The sequence below is a fragment of the Roseateles sp. genome (assembly GCF_039595595.1).
Lineage (GTDB): Bacteria > Pseudomonadota > Gammaproteobacteria > Burkholderiales > Burkholderiaceae_C > Roseateles.
The window spans coordinates 247,413-267,213 of record NZ_JBCNLG010000004.1 but is presented as its reverse complement, the minus strand read 5'-3'; the positions used below and the strand labels follow the sequence as shown (position 1 = coordinate 267,213).

General features: G+C 68.8%; 14 protein-coding genes. 6 read left to right on the top strand and 8 right to left on the bottom strand.

All coding sequences use genetic code 11. The features are described from left to right. The first annotated feature begins 44 nt into the window (after positions 1 to 44). Together ABDW61_RS08120 and ABDW61_RS08115 are read left to right on the top strand one after the other, a co-directional pair. Positions 45 to 2,084 (top strand): glycosyl hydrolase family 18 protein, encoded by a 2,040-nt coding sequence (locus ABDW61_RS08120; protein WP_343637931.1) that lies wholly within the window; start codon positions 45 to 47, stop codon positions 2,082 to 2,084. A gap of 210 nt (positions 2,085 to 2,294) precedes the next feature. Beyond that, positions 2,295 to 2,804 carry a hypothetical protein gene (locus tag ABDW61_RS08115; protein WP_343637930.1) on the top strand — a complete coding sequence of 170 codons (510 nt, stop codon included), beginning with the start codon at positions 2,295 to 2,297 and terminating at the stop codon, positions 2,802 to 2,804. Between the two features lie 79 nt (positions 2,805 to 2,883). On the opposite strand, the gene ABDW61_RS08110 is transcribed toward ABDW61_RS08115, so the two are convergent. The 5 genes from ABDW61_RS08110 to ABDW61_RS08090 form a co-directional block, all read right to left on the bottom strand. Then, positions 2,884 to 4,086: a cation:proton antiporter gene (locus ABDW61_RS08110; RefSeq protein ID WP_343637929.1), complete on the bottom strand. Its 1,203-nt coding sequence runs from the start codon at positions 4,084 to 4,086 to the stop codon at positions 2,884 to 2,886. Between the two features lie 149 nt (positions 4,087 to 4,235). Continuing rightward, entirely contained in the window at positions 4,236 to 5,759 is a 1,524-nt protein-coding gene (gene malQ, locus ABDW61_RS08105; RefSeq protein WP_343637928.1) for a 4-alpha-glucanotransferase, read from the bottom strand. 28 nt (positions 5,760 to 5,787) lie between these two features. Then, positions 5,788 to 7,923, bottom strand: coding sequence for a glycogen debranching protein GlgX (glgX, locus tag ABDW61_RS08100; protein WP_343637927.1), 2,136 nt, complete (start codon positions 7,921 to 7,923; stop codon positions 5,788 to 5,790). A 35-nt stretch (positions 7,924 to 7,958) separates the two neighbouring features. Further along, positions 7,959 to 9,875: a 1,4-alpha-glucan branching protein GlgB gene (gene glgB, locus ABDW61_RS08095; protein ID WP_343637926.1), complete on the bottom strand. Its 1,917-nt coding sequence runs from the start codon at positions 9,873 to 9,875 to the stop codon at positions 7,959 to 7,961. A gap of 35 nt (positions 9,876 to 9,910) precedes the next feature. Further along, positions 9,911 to 12,349 carry a glycogen/starch/alpha-glucan phosphorylase gene (locus ABDW61_RS08090; protein WP_343637925.1) on the bottom strand — a complete coding sequence of 813 codons (2,439 nt, stop codon included), beginning with the start codon at positions 12,347 to 12,349 and terminating at the stop codon, positions 9,911 to 9,913. Between the two features lie 266 nt (positions 12,350 to 12,615). Between ABDW61_RS08090 and ugpC the strand changes: the two genes are divergently transcribed. The 4 genes from ugpC to malG are packed head-to-tail and all read left to right on the top strand — an operon-like array spanning position 12,616 to position 17,456. Beyond that, positions 12,616 to 13,716: a sn-glycerol-3-phosphate ABC transporter ATP-binding protein UgpC gene (gene ugpC / locus ABDW61_RS08085; RefSeq protein WP_343637924.1), complete on the top strand. Its 1,101-nt coding sequence runs from the start codon at positions 12,616 to 12,618 to the stop codon at positions 13,714 to 13,716. Then, positions 13,713 to 14,921 (top strand): maltose/maltodextrin ABC transporter substrate-binding protein MalE, encoded by a 1,209-nt coding sequence (gene malE / locus ABDW61_RS08080; RefSeq protein ID WP_343637923.1) that lies wholly within the window; start codon positions 13,713 to 13,715, stop codon positions 14,919 to 14,921. The genes ugpC and malE overlap by 4 nt, the downstream gene beginning before the upstream one ends. Further along, positions 14,918 to 16,555: a maltose ABC transporter permease MalF gene (gene malF / locus ABDW61_RS08075; RefSeq protein ID WP_343637922.1), complete on the top strand. Its 1,638-nt coding sequence runs from the start codon at positions 14,918 to 14,920 to the stop codon at positions 16,553 to 16,555. The genes malE and malF overlap by 4 nt, the downstream gene beginning before the upstream one ends. A 10-nt stretch (positions 16,556 to 16,565) precedes the next feature. Next, the gene (gene malG, locus ABDW61_RS08070; RefSeq protein WP_343637921.1) at positions 16,566 to 17,456 is read left to right on the top strand and encodes a maltose ABC transporter permease MalG; all 891 of its coding nucleotides are present in this window, start codon (positions 16,566 to 16,568) and stop codon (positions 17,454 to 17,456) included. Positions 17,457 to 17,529: 73 nt separating this feature from the next. Here malG and ABDW61_RS08065 read toward each other — a convergent pair whose 3' ends face one another. The 3 genes from ABDW61_RS08065 to ABDW61_RS08055 form a co-directional block, all read right to left on the bottom strand. Next, entirely contained in the window at positions 17,530 to 17,820 is a 291-nt protein-coding gene (locus tag ABDW61_RS08065; RefSeq protein ID WP_343637920.1) for a hypothetical protein, read from the bottom strand. 208 nt (positions 17,821 to 18,028) lie between these two features. After that, positions 18,029 to 19,291, bottom strand: coding sequence for a HipA domain-containing protein (locus ABDW61_RS08060; RefSeq protein ID WP_343637919.1), 1,263 nt, complete (start codon positions 19,289 to 19,291; stop codon positions 18,029 to 18,031). Then, a complete protein-coding gene (locus tag ABDW61_RS08055; protein ID WP_343637918.1) occupies positions 19,291 to 19,653 on the bottom strand; it encodes a helix-turn-helix transcriptional regulator in 363 nt (120 codons plus the stop codon). The genes ABDW61_RS08060 and ABDW61_RS08055 overlap by 1 nt, the downstream gene beginning before the upstream one ends. Positions 19,654 to 19,801 lie beyond the last annotated feature (148 nt).

The window sequence follows — 19,801 nt, the reverse complement described above, 5'->3', positions numbered from 1 at the left end:
GACCTCCCCACCCACCCCCCCAACTTCCTTTTCAGGAGCTCGACATGACGAACCGACTGGCTCAGCTCGGCGCAATCGCGCTGGCTGCCGCGATGGCTGCCGGCAGCGCCCACGCCTATGACTGCAGCAACGTGCCCGAGTGGTCCGCCTCGGCGGTCTACACCGGCACCTCCAACAGCTACGCCAAGCAGAACAACGTCGCCTACCAGGCGAAGTGGTGGACCCAGAACGAAGCGCCGGCCACGCACTCCGGCCAATGGGACGTCTGGAAATCGCTGGGGGCCTGCGACACCGGCGGCGGCGACACGACGCCCCCGAGCGTCCCGTCCGGCCTGAGCTCCAGCAACATCACCACCAGCAGCATCACGCTGAGCTGGTCCGCCTCGACCGACGCCGGCAGCGGCGTGGCCAACTACGAGCTGCTGCGCGGCGGCGCGCTGATCGCCTCGCCGGCCGCCACCAGCTACACCGACAGCGGCCTGAGCGCGGGCACCTCGTACAGCTATCAGGTGCGCGCCAAGGACAAGGCGGGCAACGTCTCGGCCGCCAGCGCCGCGCTGCTGACCAGCACCGCCAGCGGCAACTGCGCCGCGGCGCCGGCGACGCCCTCGGGCCTCACCTCGCCGTCCAAGTCCTCCACCAGCGTCAACCTGGCCTGGAACGCGGTCGCGGCCGGCCCGAACTGCACGGTGCAGTACCGCGTCAACCAGGGCGCGACGCAGGTGGCGCAGGGCGCGGCGACCAGCGCCAGCGTGGCCAACCTGACGCCCGACACCAGCTACACCTTCACGGTCAGCGCGTTCAACCAGGCGGGCGCATCCCAGCCCTCGGCGCCGATCACGGTCAAGACCGACGCGCAGACCGCGGGCGGCAAGGTGCTGCTGGGCTACTTCGCGCAGTGGGGCATCTACGGCCGCAACTACCACGTGAAGAACATCGACACCAGCGGCTCGGCGGCCAACCTGACGCACATCAACTACGCCTTCGGCAACGTGCGCAACAACCGCTGCGAGGTCGGCCTGACGGTGCCGAGCGACCCCAACACCGGCGCCGGCGGCGACGCGTTCGCCGACTACAGCAAGGCCTATGGCGCCGACCAGAGCGTGGACGGCAAGGCCGACACCTGGGACCAGCCGCTGCGTGGCAGTTGGAACCAGCTCAAGAAGCTCAAGGCCAAGTATCCGAAGCTGAAGGTGCTGATCTCGCTGGGCGGCTGGACCTGGTCGCGGGGCTTCTCGAGCGCGGCGCGGCCGGAGAACCGCGCGGCCTTCGTGCAGAGCTGCGTGGATGCCTACATCAAGGGCAACCTGCCGGTGACCGACAACGCGGGCGGCGCGGGCGCGGCGGCCGGCGTGTTCGACGGCATCGACATCGACTGGGAGTACCCCAACGCCTGCGGCCTGGCCTGCGGCGCGCCGGAGGACCGGGAGAACTTCACCGGCCTGATGGCGGAGTTCCGCAAGCAGCTCGACGCGGTGCGTCCGGGCCTGCTGCTGACGATCGCGGCGCCAGCGGGCGTGGACAAGATCCGGCAGTTCGATCCGGACAAGTTCCATCCCTACCTCAGCTTCATCAACGTGATGACCTACGACTTCCACGGCAGCTGGGATCCGATCACCGGATTCCACTCGGCGCTGTATGGCTCGACGGCCGATCCGTCGACCGGGGATGTCCGCGCGTACAACACGAACGATGCGATGCAGGCCTTCCTGAACAAGGGCGTGCCGGCCTCGAAGCTGAACGTGGGCATCGGCTTCTACGGCCGCGGCTGGACCAACGTGCCCAAGGCCAACAACGGGCTGTACCAGACCGGCACGGCGGCGCCGGGCACGTATGAGGCGGGCAACGAGGACTACAAGGTCCTGAAGAACCTCACCGGCTACACCAGCTACGTGGACAGCCAGAGCCGCGCACAGTGGATCTACAACGGCACGACCTTCTGGAGCTTCGACACGCCGGCGCAGATCGCCGAGAAGATGAGCTACGTGAAGTCCAAGGGCTTCGGCGGCGCGTTCTTCTGGGAGTTCTCGGGCGACGACCCGACGGGCTCGCTGGCCAAGGCGATGGGCAACGGCTTGAAGTAAGCGGCTGACGGCGGAAGGCGCGGCCCAGGCCGCCGCCCTCCGAGGACCGTCCGCCCCGCCCCCGTCCGGGTCACCGGCGGGGGCGTTCTTCATGCTGACAGCGCTTGGCAGCACCCCGGCTTCTGCCTCCATGGTCTTGGTTGAATACTGTATGTCCATCCAGTATTCTCCTTCCTCCCATTGAGCAGCCCGCCACCAAGGAACACCGTCATGCGCCGCTATGAAGTCATCCTCGAGAGAGTCATGGTCCCCTATCACCAGCGCGATCTGGCGCGGGTGATCGCCAGCCAGGTGCTGGATGCCCGGCTGGGCGGACCGGCCGGCGTCGTGGACGCCTTTCATGCCGCGCAGGCTGTGACCGGCGGCGATCCGCGCTGGCCCGTGCCGGAGTCGGCCGCCCGCGCCGACGTGGCCGCCGTCAAGCGCTGGCGCCGCGCGACCGAGGCCGCGCTCGACGCGATCGAACGCGGCTTCGCGCACGTGTTCGTCGGCATGTCGGAACAGGAGATCGAGCTCGCCCGCGCCGACGAGTTCCTGAGCATCATCCCCAACGCCATCGAGGCGCCAGCCCGGCTGCTCTCCGAAGCGCGCGTCGGACTCCCCTGGTCCGCCACGGCAGCCGTCGTGGTCAGCGCGGCGGCTCAGGCCGCGATCGTCGCACCGGTGGCGCTGATGGCTCAGGCGCCCGTGATGGCGCATGCGGCAGCGTTCGCGCGCTGAGCCCTCGGCCCCTCTCCAGCCGCTTCAGCCACTGACGCACGCCGGCGGCCGTCGTCCCGCGGCGAGGCGAGGCCTCGACTCAGCTGGCCCGGAACACCAGCTCCCTGATCCGCGCCAGCCGCGGCGCGACCACCGGGATGGTCAGCATCGTCGAGCCGACAGCCATCAGCAGCAGCGCGGTGAAGGTTTCGCTCGTGATGATCTGTTTGTCGAGCAGCACGTTGGCGAAGATGATCATGATCAGCGCCTTGGTCTGCAGCAGCCAGCCGATGATGCCGGCCTCGCCCGGGGCCCATCCGAGCACCCGTCCCGCGATGTGGGTCCCGAGCAGCTTGCCGCCCACGGACGCCGCCAGCAGCAACCCGGCCGCCAGGAACACCTCCCCGCCTTCGAGTCCCCATTGCGTCCGCAACCCGGTGCTGAGGAAGAAGACCGGCATGATCACCAGCAGCACGTGATGCCGTAGCGCATCCATCTGCGCCTGGTCGAACCACTCGGCATCCATCACGACGCCAGCCAGGAAGGCGCCGACCATGTAGTGCAGCCCCGACCAGTCCGCTCCGAGCGCGCACACCGCCAGCCAGATCAGGCCCACGTACCACCGATCGCGCGCCGGGATCGCGCGCATCAGGCGCCGGAACAGCACCGTCGCCGCCGCGAAGGCCGCCAGGAACAGCGCCTGCTTCCCCACCCGCGACCAGTCCATCAGGATCACCGCCAGCACACCCCAGATGGCGATGTCATCCAGGCTGGCGTAGCGCAGGATGCGCTGGCCGATCGGCTGGCGCAGGATCTCCAGCTTCTCCATCAACAGGATCAGGATGGGCAGCGCCGTCACCGCGCAGGACATGCCGACACCGACGACGAACTGCCAGGACTGGCCCCGCGCGCCCATCCACTGGGTGCCCATGCCCATCAGCACCAGCGCGGCACCCGCGCCCAGCAGCATCGGCACGCCCAGCGCCAGCCCGGCGGTGATGCCGCTCTCGACGCGATGGGCCCAGGCCTTCTTCAGGTCGAGCTCGATGCCGGCGATCCAGACGAAGAGCATCACCGCCCACCACGCCACGCCGTTGAGCGACTGCACCACGGCCGGGTTGAAGACGAACCCGTAATAGTCCGGAAAGGCGCGGCCAAGCACGCCCGGGCCGAGCAGGATGCCCGTGATGATCTGCACCACCACGAGTGGCGCCACGTAGTCGGTGCCGCCCAGCCGCCACACCAGATAGGGGACGGTGAAGATGATCGCCATCGCGATCAGGAAGATCTCGGTCGTGCTCATCGGCGGCTCCTCGCGCGCTGTCTCCGCTGGCGGGACGCCACGGCGTCCGCCGATCTCCGACAACGTTGTCTACCCGGATTTCGATTGTGGGGGCCCTGCCCCACGATCGCCGCCCTCGCTAACCCCTATGAAAGCGGTTTCAGATCATTTCACTCCGGGAGCTTCGCCAGGGCAATAGGGGCTCTCCCGCTGGTCGCCGCGATCAGGCCCAGCACGCGGCCCGGCTCGGGGCCGACCATGTCCCAGGTGAAGCGCCATGCCCAGTTGCCGCCGAGGACGCCCGGAATGTTCATCCGGTGTTCCGAGCCCAGGCCGAGCACGTCCTGCAGCGGATACACCGCCACGTTGGCCACCGAGTTGGCGCAGGCGCGGATCATGGCCCAGTGGATGTCGTGGTCGCCGCAGGCGAGGTAGGAGGCGGCGAAGGCGCGCTCGTGCGCGCTGGCCTGGTTCCACCAGCCGCGCACGGTGTCGTTGTCGTGCGTACCGGTGTAGGCAACCGCGGCGCGCGGCCAGTTGTGCGGCAGGAACTCGTGGCCGCCGTCGCCGCCGAAGCCGAACTGCAGGATCTTCATGCCCGGGTAGTTCAGCGCGTCGCGCAGCTCGTGCACGTCGGGCGTGATGAAGCCCAGGTCCTCGGCGACGATGGGCAGCTCGCCCAGCGATTTGGCGATCGCGTCGAACAGCGCCTTGCCGGGGCCGGTCTTCCAGATGCCGCGGGTCGCGTCGGGGCTGTCGCCGGGGATTTCGTAGTAGGCCGCGAAGCCGCGGAAGTGGTCGATGCGGAACACGTCGGCCGAGCTCAGCATGCGCTGCACCCGCGCGGTCCACCACGCGAAGTGCTCGTGCGCCATCTTGTCCCAGCGGTACATCGGATTGCCCCAGCGCTGGCCGGTCGCCGACAGCGCGTCCGGCGGCACGCCGGCCACGACCGTGGTCTGGAAGTGCTCGTCGAGCTCGTAGAGGTCGGGACGGGCCCAGCAGTCGGCGCTGTCATGCGCGACGAAGATCGGCAGGTCGCCCATGATGTGCACGCCGCGCTGGTTGGCGTAGGCCTTCAGCGCGCCGGCCTGGACATCGAAGCACCACTGCACGAACTGCCAGAACGACACCTCGCCGGCGTACTCGGCGCGGGCCGTCGCCAATGCGCGCGGCTCACGCGCCGCCAGGTCGCGCGGCCACTCCCACCACGGCTGGCCGTTGCGCGGCGAGCGGATCGCCATGAACAGCGCGTAGTCGTCCAGCCAGTGACGCTGCGACAGGCACCAGTCCTCATAGGCCTGACGCTCCTGCGGCAGCGCCTTGGCGAAGAAGCCGGCCGCGGCCGCGCGCAGCTGCTGCTCGCGCCACGGCAGCACGCGGCCGTAGTCGACACGGTGCGCGTCGAAGCCGCCCTCGGGCAGCGCCGGCGCGGCCAGCCAGCCCTTCTCCACCAGTGGCTCCAGCGCCACCATCCAGGGGCTGCCGGCGAAGGCCGACACGCCTTGATAGGGGCTCTCGCCCGGGCCGATCGGCGTGCTGGGCAGCCATTGCCAGATCGACTGGCCGGCCGACTGCAGCCAGTCGACGAAGTGGAAGGCCTCGGGCCCGAAGTCGCCGATGCCATTGGGGCCGGGCAGCGAGGTGATGTGCAGCAGGACGCCGGATTGGCGCTTGTGAAGGTCGATCGTCATGGTGTCGCTCAGGATCGTCGGGGGTCGCTCAAAGGGGTTGGAAGCGGCGGTCGATGCACAGCAGCAGGCTGCGCGACGGCGCGGTCATCGCGCCGGCGTCGAGCGGCGCGGGCGCCAGCTCGCCGCTGCTGTCGAGCAGCAGCGACCAGCGCGCGCCCTCGCCCGCCGGCAGCGCGAAGCGCGCCGGCACCGCGCCGGGATTGACCATCAGCAGCAGGCGCTCGCGGCCGTCGCTCAGCAGCGCGGCCAGCGCGTGACGGCCGCCTTGGTGCCAGTCGTGCTCGCGCATCTCGTGGCCGTCGGGATGGAACCAGCGCAGCGAAGGGCCGCCTTCCGCCGTGCCGAACCACTGGGCGTGGCGCAGCAGCGCGTGCTCGCGGCGCAGCCGCGCCAGGCCCGCGGTGAAGGCGATCAGCGCCTCGTCGGCGCTCGGCCAGTCGAGCCAGCCGATCTCGTTGTCCTGGCAGTAGGCGTTGTTGTTGCCGCCCTGGCTGTTGCCGAACTCATCGCCCGAATACAGCATCGGCGTGCCCTGCGACAGCAGCAGCGTCGCGAGCATCGCGCGGCGTGCGCGCTCGCGGGCCTGGCGGATGACCGGATCGCTGGCCGGGCCTTCCACGCCGAAGTTGCCGCACAGCTCGCCATCGCGGCCATCGCGGTTGTCCTCGCCGTTGGCCTCGTTGTGCTTGCGGCCGTGGCTGACCAGGTCGTTCAGCGTGAAGCCGTCGTGCACCGCGAGGAAGTTGATGGACGCCAGCGGCGAGCGCTGCCCGCTCCCATTCGTGGGCGGGTCGGGGCGGAAGACGTCGCTCGACGCGGTGAAGCGGCGCGCGAACTCGCCCCGCCCGACGGCCTGGCCATCGGGGCCGTGGCCAAGCCAGAAGCCCCGCGCCGTGTCGCGGAACTTGTCGTTCCATTCCATGAAGCGGCCCGGGAAGCGGCCGAGCTGATAGCCGCCGGGTCCGGCGTCCCAGGGCTCCGCGATCAGATGGACCTGCGCGAGCAGCGGGTCCTGGCGCAGTGCCGTGTAGAACGCCGCCCGCGGATCGTGGCCCGCCGCGGTGCGGCCCAGGACCGGCGCGAGGTCGAAGCGGAAGCCGTCGACGCCCATCTCGCCGGCCCAGAAGCGCAGCGAGTCCAGCACCAGCTGCGCCACGCGCGGATGCTCGACGTTGACCGTGTTGCCGCAGGCGGTGAGGTTCTCCATCCGCGACGGATCATCGGCCTGCAGGCGGTAGTAGCTCTTCTGATCCAGACCGCGCAGCGACAGCGTCGGTCCCCATTCGTTGCCCTCGGGCGTGTGGTTGTAGACGACGTCGAGCACCACCTCGAGGCCGGCCTCGTGCAACGCATGGACCATCGCGCGGAACTCGGCGGCGACCGCAGCGGGATCATGACGCACGGCGCCCGACGCGAGCCTCGGATCCGGCGCGAAGAAGCCCAGTGTGTTGTAGCCCCAGTAGTTGCGCAGGCCGGTGCCGGACAGGTGCGGCTCGTCGACGGCGAACTGCACCGGCAGCAGCGACAGCGTCGTCACGCCCAGGCGCTTGAAATGCGCGATCGCGGCCGGATGCGCCAGGCCCGCGTAGCTGCCGCGCAGCGCCTCCGGAATCTCCGGATGGCGCATCGAGAAGCCCTTCACATGGACCTCGTACAGCACCACGTCCCGCGGCGCATGGCGCGGCGCGTTCGCGCGCGGACTGAGGCCGCGCAGCGGCGCGGCCACGCGCGCCTTCAGCGCGGTCGCGCCGTTGTCGCGCTCGTCGAAGGCGGCCGGTCCCTCCGGGTGACCGAAGGGGTAGCCGTGATCCTCGGGCAGGTTGCGGAACTGGCCGACGATCTCGCGCGCGTACGGGTCCAGCAGCAGCTTGTTCGCGTTGAAGCGATGGCCCTCGCACGGCGCGTGCGGCCCATGCGCACGCAATCCGTAGAGCTGCCCCGCCTGGATACCAGGCAGGAAGCCGCTCCAGAGGCCGTCGACCGGGCCCTCCAGCGCATAGCGCTTGAGCTCGGCCGTGCCGCGTTCGTCGAACAGGCAGACCTCGACGCGATGCGCGTGCTCCGAGAACACGGCGAAGTTGACGCCGCCATCGCGGACCGTGGCGCCCAGCGGCTCGTGCCGGCCGGGCTCGATGGAATCGGGGAATGCGGAGGAAGCGCTCATGCGAGGATGGCCCGGAAATCGGCGGTGGTGCCGGCTCAGGCCGGCATCAGGAAGATCGTCGCCATTGGCGGCAGGGTCAGCGTGAGGGCCGGATCGCCGTCGGGCGCGATGGCCGGCTGGCCGGGATCGTGCGCGCCGCTCGCGACGCCGCTGCCGCCGTAGATCGCGGCATCGGTGTTGAGGACCTCGCGCCAGGCGCCGCCATGCGGCAGCGGCAGCCGATAACCGGCATGCGGCACCGGCGTGAAGTTGCTGACCGCGACGACGCTGGCGCGCTCGGTGCCCGCGCCGCCGCGGCGCACCCAGGCAAAGACGGACCGCGCGCGATCGTCCTCGACCAGCCATTCGAAGCCATCGCGCTCGCCGTCGAGCCGATGCAGCGCCGGCTGCTCGCGATAGAGCCGGTTCAGGTCGCCGACCAGCCGCTGCACGCCCGCGTGACGCGGGTCGTCGAGCAGCTCCCACGGCAGCGCGCGCTCGAAGTTCCATTCGGCGCGCTGCGCGAATTCCTGGCCCATGAACAGCAGCTTCTTGCCGGGATGCGCCCACATGAAGCCGAAGTAGGCGCGCAGGTTGGCGAAGCGCTGCGACTCGCCCGGATCGCCGTCCTCGCCGGGCATCTTGCCCAGCAGCGAGCCCTTGCCGTGCACCACCTCGTCATGCGAGAGCGGCAGCAGGAAGTTCTCGCTGAAGGCGTAGACCAGGCCGAAGCTCATCGCCTCGTGGTGCCAGGAGCGATGGACTGGCTGCTCGCGCTGATAGCGCAGCGTGTCGTTCATCCAGCCCATGTTCCATTTGTAGTGGAAGCCCAGACCGCCCGCCGAGGCCGGCGCCGACACCAGCGGGAAGGCCGTCGACTCCTCGGCCAGCGTGATCACGCCGGGCGCCTCGGCGCCGAGCCGCTCGTTGAGCTGGCGCAGCAGCGCGATCGCCTCGAGGTTCTCCTTGCCGCCATGGATGTTGGGGATCCACTCGCCGTCGGGCCGCGAGTAATCGCGGTACAGCATCGAGGCGACCGCGTCGACGCGCAGGCCGTCGATGCCGTAGCGCTCGGCCCAGAACAGCGCCGCGCCGCACAGGAACTGCCGCACCTGCGGCTTGCCGAAGTCGTAGATGCGGGTGTGCCAGTCGCGATGCCAGCCCTCGCGCGGATCGGCGTATTCGTACAGCGGCGTGCCGTCGAAGCGCGCCAGGCCATGCGGGTCCTCGGGGAAATGCGCGGGCACGAAGTCCAGCAGCACGCCCAGTCCCGCCGCGTGGCAGGCCGCGACGAAGCGATGCAGTCCGCCGGGCTCGCCCAGCCGCGCGGTGGGCGCATGCAGGCCCAGCGTCTGGTAGCCCCAGGAGCCGTCATAGGGGAACTCGGTGACCGGCATCAGCTCCACATGGGTGAAGCCGAGCCCCGCCGCATACGGCGGCAGCTCGCGGGCGAGGAAGTCCCAATCGGGGAATGAATCGGGAAACGGGCCGCCACCCTGCTCCCGGCGCCAGGAGGTCGCGTGCAGTTCGTAGATGCTGACCGGCGCATCACAGCGGTTCAGCGCGGCCCGGCCGGCGGGCAGCGGATGCGGCGCGGGGAGCTCGTGGACGACGCTCGCGTTGTCCGGACGCAGCTGTCCGCGGAAGGCGTAGGGATCGGCCTTCAGCGGCAGCAGCGCGCCGTCCGGGCCGGTGATCTCGTACTTGTAGAACTGGCCGCGCGCCGCGCCGGGCACGAAGACTTCCCAGATCCCGGCGCCGTGCTCATCGCGGCGGCGCATCGGATGCGCCGCGCCCTGCCAGCCGTTGAAGTCGCCGACCACCGCGACCCGCGATGCGGACGGCGCCCACACCGCGAAGCGGACCCCGTCCGCGCCCTCCAGCGCCATCGGATGCGCGCCCAGCCACAGCCAGGGGCGCGGGTGCTCGCCGCGCGCGAGCAGCGCGAGTTCAGCTTCAGGCAGCAGCGGCATGGGCGGAACCTCGGGAATCGCGCGCCGGCGGGACGTCAGCGCAGGCTCTTGGCCGACCAGACGCGGTCGACGTACTGCTCGATCGTACGGTCCGACGAGAACATGCCCATGCCGGCGATGTTCAGCGCCACGCGCTCGGCCCAGGCGCGGCGATCGCGGAACAGCGCGTCGACCTCGCCCTGCGCGCGCAGGTAGTCGCCGAAGTCGGCCATCAGCAGGTAGTAGTCCTCGTTGAGCAGGCGGTCCACCAGCACGCGGTAGCGCTCGGTGTCGCCCTGCGAAAAATCGCCGCGCGCGATCGCGTCGATGACGGCATGCAGCCGGGGCTGGTCCTCGACCATGCGGCGCGGCGCGTAGCCGGTGCGTTTGACCGAGGCCACCTGCTCCGCCTTCAGGCCGAAGGTGAACATGTTCTTCACGCCGAAGGCCTGCGCCATCTCGATGTTGGCGCCGTCCCAGGTGCCGATGGTCAGCGCGCCGTTGAGCGCGAATTTCATGTTGCCCGTGCCCGAGGCCTCGGTGCCGGCGGTGGAGATCTGCTCCGACAGGTCGGCGGCCGGGATGATGGCCTCGGCCAGCGACACGCCGTAGTTGGGCATGAACACCAGCTTGAGCCGGTCGCCGACGCGCGGATCGCCATGGATCACGCGGCCGATGTCATGCGCGAGCTGGATGACGGACTTCGCCGCCACGTAGGCCGACGCCGCCTTGCCCGCGATGATCACCGTGCGCGGCACCCAGTCGGCCTGCGGGTTCGCGACGATGGCCTGGTAGCGCGCGATGACCTGCAGCAGATTGAGCAGTTGCCGCTTGTATTCGTGGATGCGCTTGATCTGGACGTCGAAGAGGCTGTCGACGTCGACCGTCACGCCGAGCTCGCGCTGGATGCGCGCGGCCAGGCGCTGCTTGTTCTCGCGCTTGACCGCCAGCAGCTGCTCGCCCAGCGCGGGGTCCGAGGCCTGCGGCTGGAGCTTCTCCAGCTCGTCCAGGCGGCGGCGCCAGCCGGTGCCGATGCGCGCGTCCAGCAGCGCCGACAGGCCGGGATTGGCCTGCTGCAGCCAGCGGCGCGGCGTCACGCCGTTGGTGACGTTGTGGAAGCGGTCCGGGAACAGTCGCGCGTAGTCCGCGAAGATGGTCTTGACCATCAGCTCCGAGTGCAGCGCCGCGACGCCGTTGACGCGGTGCGAGCACACGATGCTGAGCGCGGCCATGCGCACGCGGCGCTCACCGCCGTTCGTGCCCTCGTCGATCAGCGAGACGCGGCGCAGCAGGTCCACGTCGCCGGGGAAGCGGCGGCGCACGTCGTCCAGGAAGCGCTGGTTGATCTCGTAGACGATCTCCAGGTGGCGCGGCAGCAGTTGCTCGAACAGGCGCACCGGCCAGGTCTCGAGCGCCTCCGGCATCAGCGTGTGGTTGGTGTAGCTGACCGCCTCGCGGGTGATGGCCCAGGCCTCGTCCCAGCCCAGGCCGTGATCGTCCAGCAGCAGCCGCATCAGCTCGGCCGGCGCCAGCGCGGGATGGGTGTCGTTCAGGTGGATCGCGTTGAGGCGGCCCAGGCGCTCCAGCGACTTGAACTCGCGCAGGTGACGCGCGATCAGGTCCTGCATCGATGCGCTGACCAGGAAGGACTCCTGCTTCAGGCGCAGCACGCGGCCGGCCTCGGTGCTGTCATCGGGATAGAGCACCCAGTTGAGCGCGTCCGCCGCGACGCGGTGCGCAGCCGCGCCGTGGTGGTCGCCGCGGCAGAAGGCGGCGAAGTCGATCGGCGCCGCAGCCTGCGCGTGCCACTGGCGCAGCGTCGAGACGCGCGCGCTGTGGTGCGCCGGCACGACGAAGTCGTAGGCCTGCGCGACCAGGTGCTCGGAGGGCCACCAGCGGCGGGAGCCGTCGGGCTTGACCTCGACATGGCCGCCGAAGCCGACCGGGTAGCGCAACTCGGGCCGCGGGGTCTCCCACGGATTGCCCTGCGCCATCCAGTCGTCAGGGATCTCGACCTGACGGCCATCGCGGATGCCCTGCGCGAACATCCCATACTGATAGCGCAGGCCGTAGCCGAAGGACGGCAGCCCCAGCTCCGCGAACGAATCCAGGAAGCAGGCCGCCAGCCGCCCCAACCCGCCATTGCCGAGCGCCGCATCGTTCTCGCGCTCCAGCACGTCGGGCAAGGACTGGCCCCGGGCCTCGAACTCGGCGCGCAGCGTATCGTCCAGCTTCAGCGCCGCCAGCGCGTTGCCCAGTGCGCGGCCCATCAGGAACTCCATCGACAGGTAGTGCACGCGGCGCACTTCGGCCCGATCGCCGCGCGCGGCGTCAGCCGCCTGCGTGTCGGCCCAGCGCTGGCCAAGCAGCTCGCGGCAGGCCGTCGCCGCGGCGCGCATGAGCGCCTGCGGGCCAGACGCCGTGCCGGCGATGTGGAGTTCGCGTTGCAGCGCCTGCTGGAAGGCGGCGGTCAGATCGATGGGAGCGGTCGTCATGGCACGAAGTATCCCTCAAGCCAAAGAAATTTCTGTAGTTTCACTACATCGGGTTATCCCGAGAGTCATCGCAAGTCGTTGATTTCATGCAATTCAACAGCTCGCGTCGGGGTGAAGCCGCGTTGTGGAATGGTCGTTTGGTATGTATATTCTCTACAGACATCGTCGAAGAACGTGCCGCTGCCACGCGGATGCGGACCGGCGATGGATCGACACCAACGAGCGAGACAGGCGGCGCCCTCCCGGGCGCGCGCGGAGGCACCCAAGTGGCGGATGTGAAGCTGCACAGCGTGGTCAAGGCCTATGGCGAGACCAAGATCCTGCATGGCATCGACCTGGAGATCCGGGACGGCGAGTTCATGGTCTTCGTCGGGCCGTCGGGCTGCGGCAAGTCGACGTTGCTGCGCACGATCGCGGGGCTGGAGGACATCACCGGCGGCGAGATGCGCATCGGCGGCCGGCTGGTCAACGACGTGCCGCCGTCCGAGCGCGGCATCGCGATGGTGTTCCAGAGCTACGCGCTGTATCCCCACATGAACCTGTACGACAACATGGCGTTCGGGTTGAAGCTGGCGAAGGTGCCCAAGGACGAGATCGAGCGCGCGGTGCGCTACGCCGCGCGCATCCTGCACATCGAGCATCTGCTCGAGCGCAAGCCCAAGGACCTGTCGGGCGGCCAGCGCCAGCGCGTGGCCATCGGCCGCGCGATCGTGCGCAAGCCCGAGGTCTTCCTGTTCGACGAGCCGCTGTCCAACCTCGATGCCGCGCTGCGCGTGCGCATGCGCTACGAGTTCGCGAAGCTGCATGAGGACCTGAAGACGACGATGGTCTACGTCACGCACGACCAGGTCGAGGCGATGACGCTGGCCGACCGCATCGTGGTGCTGAGCGCCGGGAAGATCGAGCAGGTCGGCACGCCGCTGGAGCTGTACGAGCATCCGGACAACCTCTTCGTCGCCGGCTTCATCGGCAGCCCGAAAATGAACTTCATCGAGGCCGAGGTCGTCAGCGCCGCAGCCGATCACGCGGTGCTGCGGCTGAGCGACGGCGCGGTGATCCGCGCCCATGTCGACGCCTCGCGCGCCAAGGCCGGTGACAAGGTGACGCTGGGGCTGCGGCCCGAGCACTTCGAGGTCGGCGGCGATGCCAACCTGATCTCCAGCACGGTGACCTTCGTCGAATCGCTGGGCGGCGTCACGCATGCGTACTGCGCCTATCCGGGCGTCGAGGACGCGCTGACCTGCGAATTCGACGGCCGCAAGCGCGTGCGCTCCGGCGATACGCTGCAGCTGCACCTGCCGCCGGACCTCTGCTACCTCTTCGACGCACAGGGCTTGGCGTTCAGGCGCCTCGAGGCCGCGGCATGACGGCGCCTTCGACACGCCTGAAGCTGGCTGCCGCGGCGCTCGCGGCGATCGCGCTGCTCGGCGCAAGCGGGCAGGCCGCCGCGCAGACCGCGCCCAAGCTGCTGGTCTGGATCAACGGCGACAAGGCCTACAACGGGCTGCAGAAGGTCGGCGACGCGTTCGAGCGCGAATCGGGCGTGAAGGTCGTCGTCGAGCATCCGGTCGACGCGCCCGAGAAGTACACGCAGGCGGCCGGCGCCGGCAAGGGGCCCGACGTGTTCTGCTGGCCGCACGATCGCGTCGGCGAATGGGCCAAGGCCGGCCTGCTGACGCCGGTGCAGCCGCGCAAGGCGCTGTTCGACGAGGTCGAGGCCGCGGCCTGGCAGGCCTTCCGCTACCAGGGCCGGTACTGGGGCTATCCGATCGCGATCGAGACCACCGGCCTGATCTACAACAAGGCGCTGGTGAGCAAGCCGCCCGCGACCTGGGACGAGGTCATCGCGCTCGACCAGGAGCTCCGCAAGCGCGGTAAGCACGCGATCCTGTGGGACTACAACAAGAGCTTCTTCAGCTGGCCGATGTTCGCGGGCGCCGGCGGCGTGATCTTCGGGCGTGACGCGCAAGGCGACTTCGACCCGCGCCAGGTCAGCGTCAACAACGAAGGCGCGCTGGCCGCCGGGCGGATGCTCGAGCGCCTGATCAAGGAGGGCGTGATGCCGCGTGGTGCGCGTTACGCCGAGATGGAATCGAGCTTCGCGCGCGGCGAGATCGCGATGATGCTCTCCGGCCCCTGGGCCTGGGACAACGCGCGCAAGGCGGGCATCGAGATCGGCGTCGCGCCGATCCCGGCGGTGATCGCGGGCAAGCCGTCCAGGCCTTTCGTCGGGGTGCTGGGCTGCATGATCTCGGCGCCGTCGAAGAACAAGGACCTCGCGCGCGAATTCATCGAGCGCCACCTGATGCGGCCCGAGGCGCTGCGGGTGCTCGACGCCGACGTGCCCATCGGCGTGCCGGCCAACAAGGCCTTCTACCAGGCGCTGTCGGTGAATCCGCTGATCCGCGCCAGCATGGAGAACGCCCGCGCCGGCCAGGCCATTCCCAACATTCCCGAGGTGGGCCGCTTCTGGACCGCGATGGACGCGGCGCTGGAGGCGATCACCAACGGCCTGCAAAGCCCCAAGGACGCGCTGGATGGCGCCTCCGGCCGGATGCTGCTGAAGCAATGAACGCCACGACCGCATCGACCTCGGCGCTCGCCGCCACCTTGTCCGGATCGCCGCTGTCCCAGGCCTACACCCGCCAGCCGCCCGGCGCGCTGGACCGCCTGGGCCAGGCGCTCTACTGGCCCGCCATCGCGGTGCTCGCCCTGGCGGCGCTGTACCTCGTCTTCATGCTGTACGCGGCGGGGCTGACCGCCTGGGCGCTCGGCGTGCTGCTGCTGGCGGGCGCCGGCTTCGCGGTCTATCTGTCGAAGACGGGCTTCGCGTATCGCTACCTGTTCCCGGGCGTGGCCGGGATGCTGCTGTTCATCGCGTTTCCGCTCGCGTTCACGACGCAGATCGGCTTCACCAACTACTCGTCGGCCCATCTGCTGAGCCAGGAACGCGTGCGCGAGTTCCTGCTCGAGCAGCACGACACGGTGCTCGACGAGGTGCGCGACTACAGCGTGCACGGCGTGGGCAAGGATTTCCGCCTGGTGCTGCGCGATCCGGCGAGCGGCGCGGCGCAGTTCGTGTCGCCGCCGCTCGCGCTGCGCCAGGGCGACAAGCCGGTGGAGGTCGCGATGCAAGCGGCCGGTCCGTCCGACGCGACGCTGGGCACGGCGCTGACGCTCAAGGAGCTGGTCGCGCATCGCCAGGCGCTGGCGCAGCTGCGCCTGCGCCTGCCGGGCGCGTCCGGCGACGCGGCGGTGCTGCGCTACCTGGGCCTGCGCGAGTTCGGCCCGATCCGGCCGCACTTCGAGGAGCAGCCCGATGGCGCGCTCAAGCGCGCCGCCGATGGCGCCCTGTTCCGCCCCGACGCCACCACCGGCTACTACGAGGGTCAGGGCACAGCGGCCGGCACGCATCTGGCGCCGGGCTACAAGGTGATGGTCGGCGCGCAGAACTACCGGCGCATGCTGTTCGACGCGGAGTTCCGCGGCCCCTTCCTGTCGATCTTCGGCTGGACGGTGGTGTTCTCGCTGCTGACGGTGGTCTTCGCCACCGCGATCGGGATGATGCTGGCGGTGCTGCTGAACTGGGAGGACCTGCGCTATCGCACGGTCTACCGCACGTTGCTGTTCCTGCCGTACGCGGTGCCGGGCTTCATCTCGATCCTCGTGTTCAAGGGCCTGTTCAACCAGAACTTCGGCGAGATCAACGCGATCCTGGATGCGCTCTTCGGCGTGCGGCCGGCGTGGTTCGCGGACCCGGGGCTGGCGCGGACGATGCTGCTGATCGTCAACGTGTGGCTGGGCTATCCGTACATCATGATCCTGTGCACGGGGCTGCTGAAGGCGATTCCGTCGGACCTGTACGAGGCCTCGGCGCTGGCGGGCGCGGGACCGCTGACCAACTTCTTCAAGATCACCGCGCCGCTGATCATCAAGCCGCTGTCGCCGCTGCTGGTGTCGGCGTTCGCGTTCAACTTCAACAACTTCGTGCTGATCGCGCTGCTGACCGATGGCCGGCCGGACTACCTGTCGACGAAGATTCCGGCCGGGCAGACCGACATCCTGGTCAGCTACACCTATCGCATCGCGTTCCGCGACTCGGGCACGGACTTCGGCCTGGCGGCGGCGATCTCGACGCTGATCTTCATCCTTGTCGCAGGGATGTCCCTCCTCAACTTGCGCCTGATGCGCAACGCCAACCGCTGAGGACCCGACCATGGCCATCGTTCGAGGCAAACAGGCGCGCTGGCGCGTCGTCGCGGCGCATGTGCTGCTGTGGCTCTTCCTGGCGGTGACGCTGTTCCCGCTGCTGGCGGTGGTGTCGATCTCGCTGCGGCCGGGCAACTTCGCCACGGGCAGCCTGATCCCGACGACGATCAGCCTGGAGCACTGGCAGCTGGCGCTGGGCATTCCGTACCAGGCGGCGGACGGCTCGCTGGTGCAGCCGCCGTTCCCGGTGCTGACCTGGCTGTGGAACTCGATCAAGGTGGCGACGATCTCGGCGCTGCTGATCGTGGGCATCTCGACGACGGCGGCCTACGGTTTCGCGCGGCTGCGGTTCCCGTTCAAGGGCGGGATCCTGAACAGCATGCTGCTGCTGCAGATGTTTCCGCCGGTGCTGGCGCTGGTGGCGATCTACGCGATCTTCGAGACCATCGGCAGCTTCGTGCCATGGCTGGGCATCGAGACCCATGCGGGCGTGATCGTGGCCTATCTGGGCGGTGTGGCGACGCACATCTGGACCATCAAGGGCTACTTCGAGACGATCCCGGTGGAGATCGAGGAAAACGCGAAGGTGGATGGCGCGTCGCACTGGCAGGCGTTCCGGCTGGTGCTGCTGCCGATGGCGGTGCCGATCCTGATGGTGGTGTTCGTGCTGGCCTTCATCGGCTGCATCATCGAATACCCGGTCGCGTCGGTACTGCTGCGCGAGGAGGCCAACCTGACCCTGGCGGTGGGCTCGAAGTACTACCTGCACGACCAGCGCTTCCTGTGGGGCGACTTCGCGGCGGCGGCGGTGCTGTCGGGGCTGCCGATCACGGCGGTGTTCCTGCTGGCACAGCGCTGGATCGTGTCGGGGCTGACGGCGGGCGGGGTGAAGGGCTGAAGCAGCGGCCCTGGCCCGCCCGCGGTGACAGCGCTGGGGCGCGAGGCAATCGCCGCGCCTCCAGCGCGCGCGTTCAGGCCTGAGCGGCGATCGTCGGCCGGATCTCCTGCGGCGGCGCCGAGCCCTGCGATGGCACCCCGCCGTCGCGCGCCGCTATGCCAGCCATCATCGCGGTCAACTCGGCGACCGAAATCGCGATGGCGTGATCAGCGGCATCCCTCGTCTCGACTATCTCGCCAGGTTCCACCAGCTGGCGCCGCCGAATCTCATCAGTGTCCCAGAGATTGTTCGCGGCTCCACGCCCCTCCTCGTGGTGGTTGTCAATCGTGGGGGGGACGGCTTGGGACTCGTCGACAGATTCCATAGCGTTTACTCCTTCAAGAGAGATGTCATCGTGAACGTTCAAGCGATTCAGAGCTGTGAACTCCGGATCGCAAGACGATCTCCGCAGGCCTTGAGAGACTCTTGCAGCCCCTCAGCGGCGCCCGTGGAGAGCGCGTCAGTCCATCTCCCTCTGAGGCAAGTTCTGCGCATCGCCTGCGTGTCTGATCGGGACAAGCGCACCACCGCGATCAAGCGGCGCTGCCGCGGTACTGCGCGTGCGCAGAAAACGCCGCTTCGGTCAGCTCGATGTCCGCTGCGGCGATTCGCGCGCGACGGGCCTGGGAGCGCCAGCCATCAACCGCAATGGCGACCTCTTCAACAACCGCCTGCGCGCGCGCCTCGGCCAGCCCATAGAAGGCGGCCGTAGCCAGCACGGTCTTCAGATCCGGCCGGTTGTCGCTGTCGTCGATGTTGAGTACGTGCTCCGCCTTGTCAACATTTGGATTGACGTCGAACGCAGGCGCGAGGCGCCAGCCGAGCTTGTCCAGGACAAAGCCGTGATTGCGCAAGTGATCATCACGATTGCCAATCGCGACGTTGAATGCCACGCGCCGGAAGAGCTGCTCGAGATCGCTCTTCACATGATCTCCTGCCCCACGCTCCCGGATGAATTGAGCCAGCTCCAGATAGCTCGTTCCCTCGCTCTGCTCCTTTCCCAGGAGCGTCATCGCGGAAGCATAGAAACGCCGCTTGCCGTGGACTCGATCGAAGCGCTGTACGCAGAAGGTGTGGAACTCGCTGTTCAGCCGGACGACTCGTGCCGGCGGAACTTCGATGCCTGCCTTCATCGCAAGCACATGCGCCACATACTCCCAGGCTCCGACGTCCCGATCGTCGTCGCGCGCGGGGAACTTGCCGATCCATAGCGCGCCGTCCGTGTCCGAAAAATTGGCCTTGGGCCTTGCACCACCTAGCGAAGCGCCGGGCGCGACCAACACCGCCAGCCATCGGCGCAGTGCATCGAGGTTGTCCAGGCGCCGGCTCGTGAGCGCCATGGCCACGGACTCCAGCTCGCGTAAGGTGGTCACTGGGGGCGCGGCAAGACCTTCATTGCCGAGGAAGTCCTGTGCACCCGCGCGCCGGAATCGCAACGCCCCCTGTCGCGTGAAGTCCTGGACTCCGATCAGGAAGTCCCACGCATAAAGGGTCCTCGCTGGACGCTTCTCGTCCTTCGCTTGAAGCGCTTCCCGGCGCTTCATGAGCGTCTGCCCCCACCGATCCGGCGACGAGTCCAGGAAGATTCCGAAATTCCCCCATTCGGGCTTCGGGAAGAAAGGGTGAGCATCCAGCGAGAGATCTGGATCCAACGCAAACGCTCGAGGATCTTCCAGCCAGACGCGTTCGTAGCGAAATCGCACCTGTCCGCGATCGTGGGTGAGCAGCCCTACCAAGATCGCCGGGCCGAGATCCCCGTCCAGCCAGACCTCCAATACCTCATCCCGATCCGCCATCACTCCTCCTTCCCGGAAGAACCGGAGCGAGGGGCGGAATTGGCGGCAGCCCGCCTCCGAGGCGTCCCTGAGGGCGACTCCAGTGCCAGATCTTGCAGACGCCGCCCCACCCGGTCGTCCGCCGCCACGGCGTCCAGATCACCGGAAAGGCCCAGCGCCGCCAAGACGCGCAGATAGGTGCCCATCGTGACACCGGCGTCGCCGACCTCCACCTTGTAGAGCGTCGTGCGCGAAATGCCTGCTCGTCCGGCCACTGCAACGCTGCTCAGTTGGCGACGCAATCGAGCCAGACGGATGCGCTCGCCCAACTGGGCGAGCATGCGCTGCTCTTGGGGAAACACAATGGGCGGCTTGCTTGGCATGTTCATCATTCTAGCCATCCGATCCATTTTTTGTCCAGAATGATGAACATATCTACACCGCCAAAAGCACGGCCTTGCACCGCCCGTCGAATGAGTGATCTCGCACGACGCAATCCGCCCGCGTCAGCCGGACAGAGTTGGGTCGCCC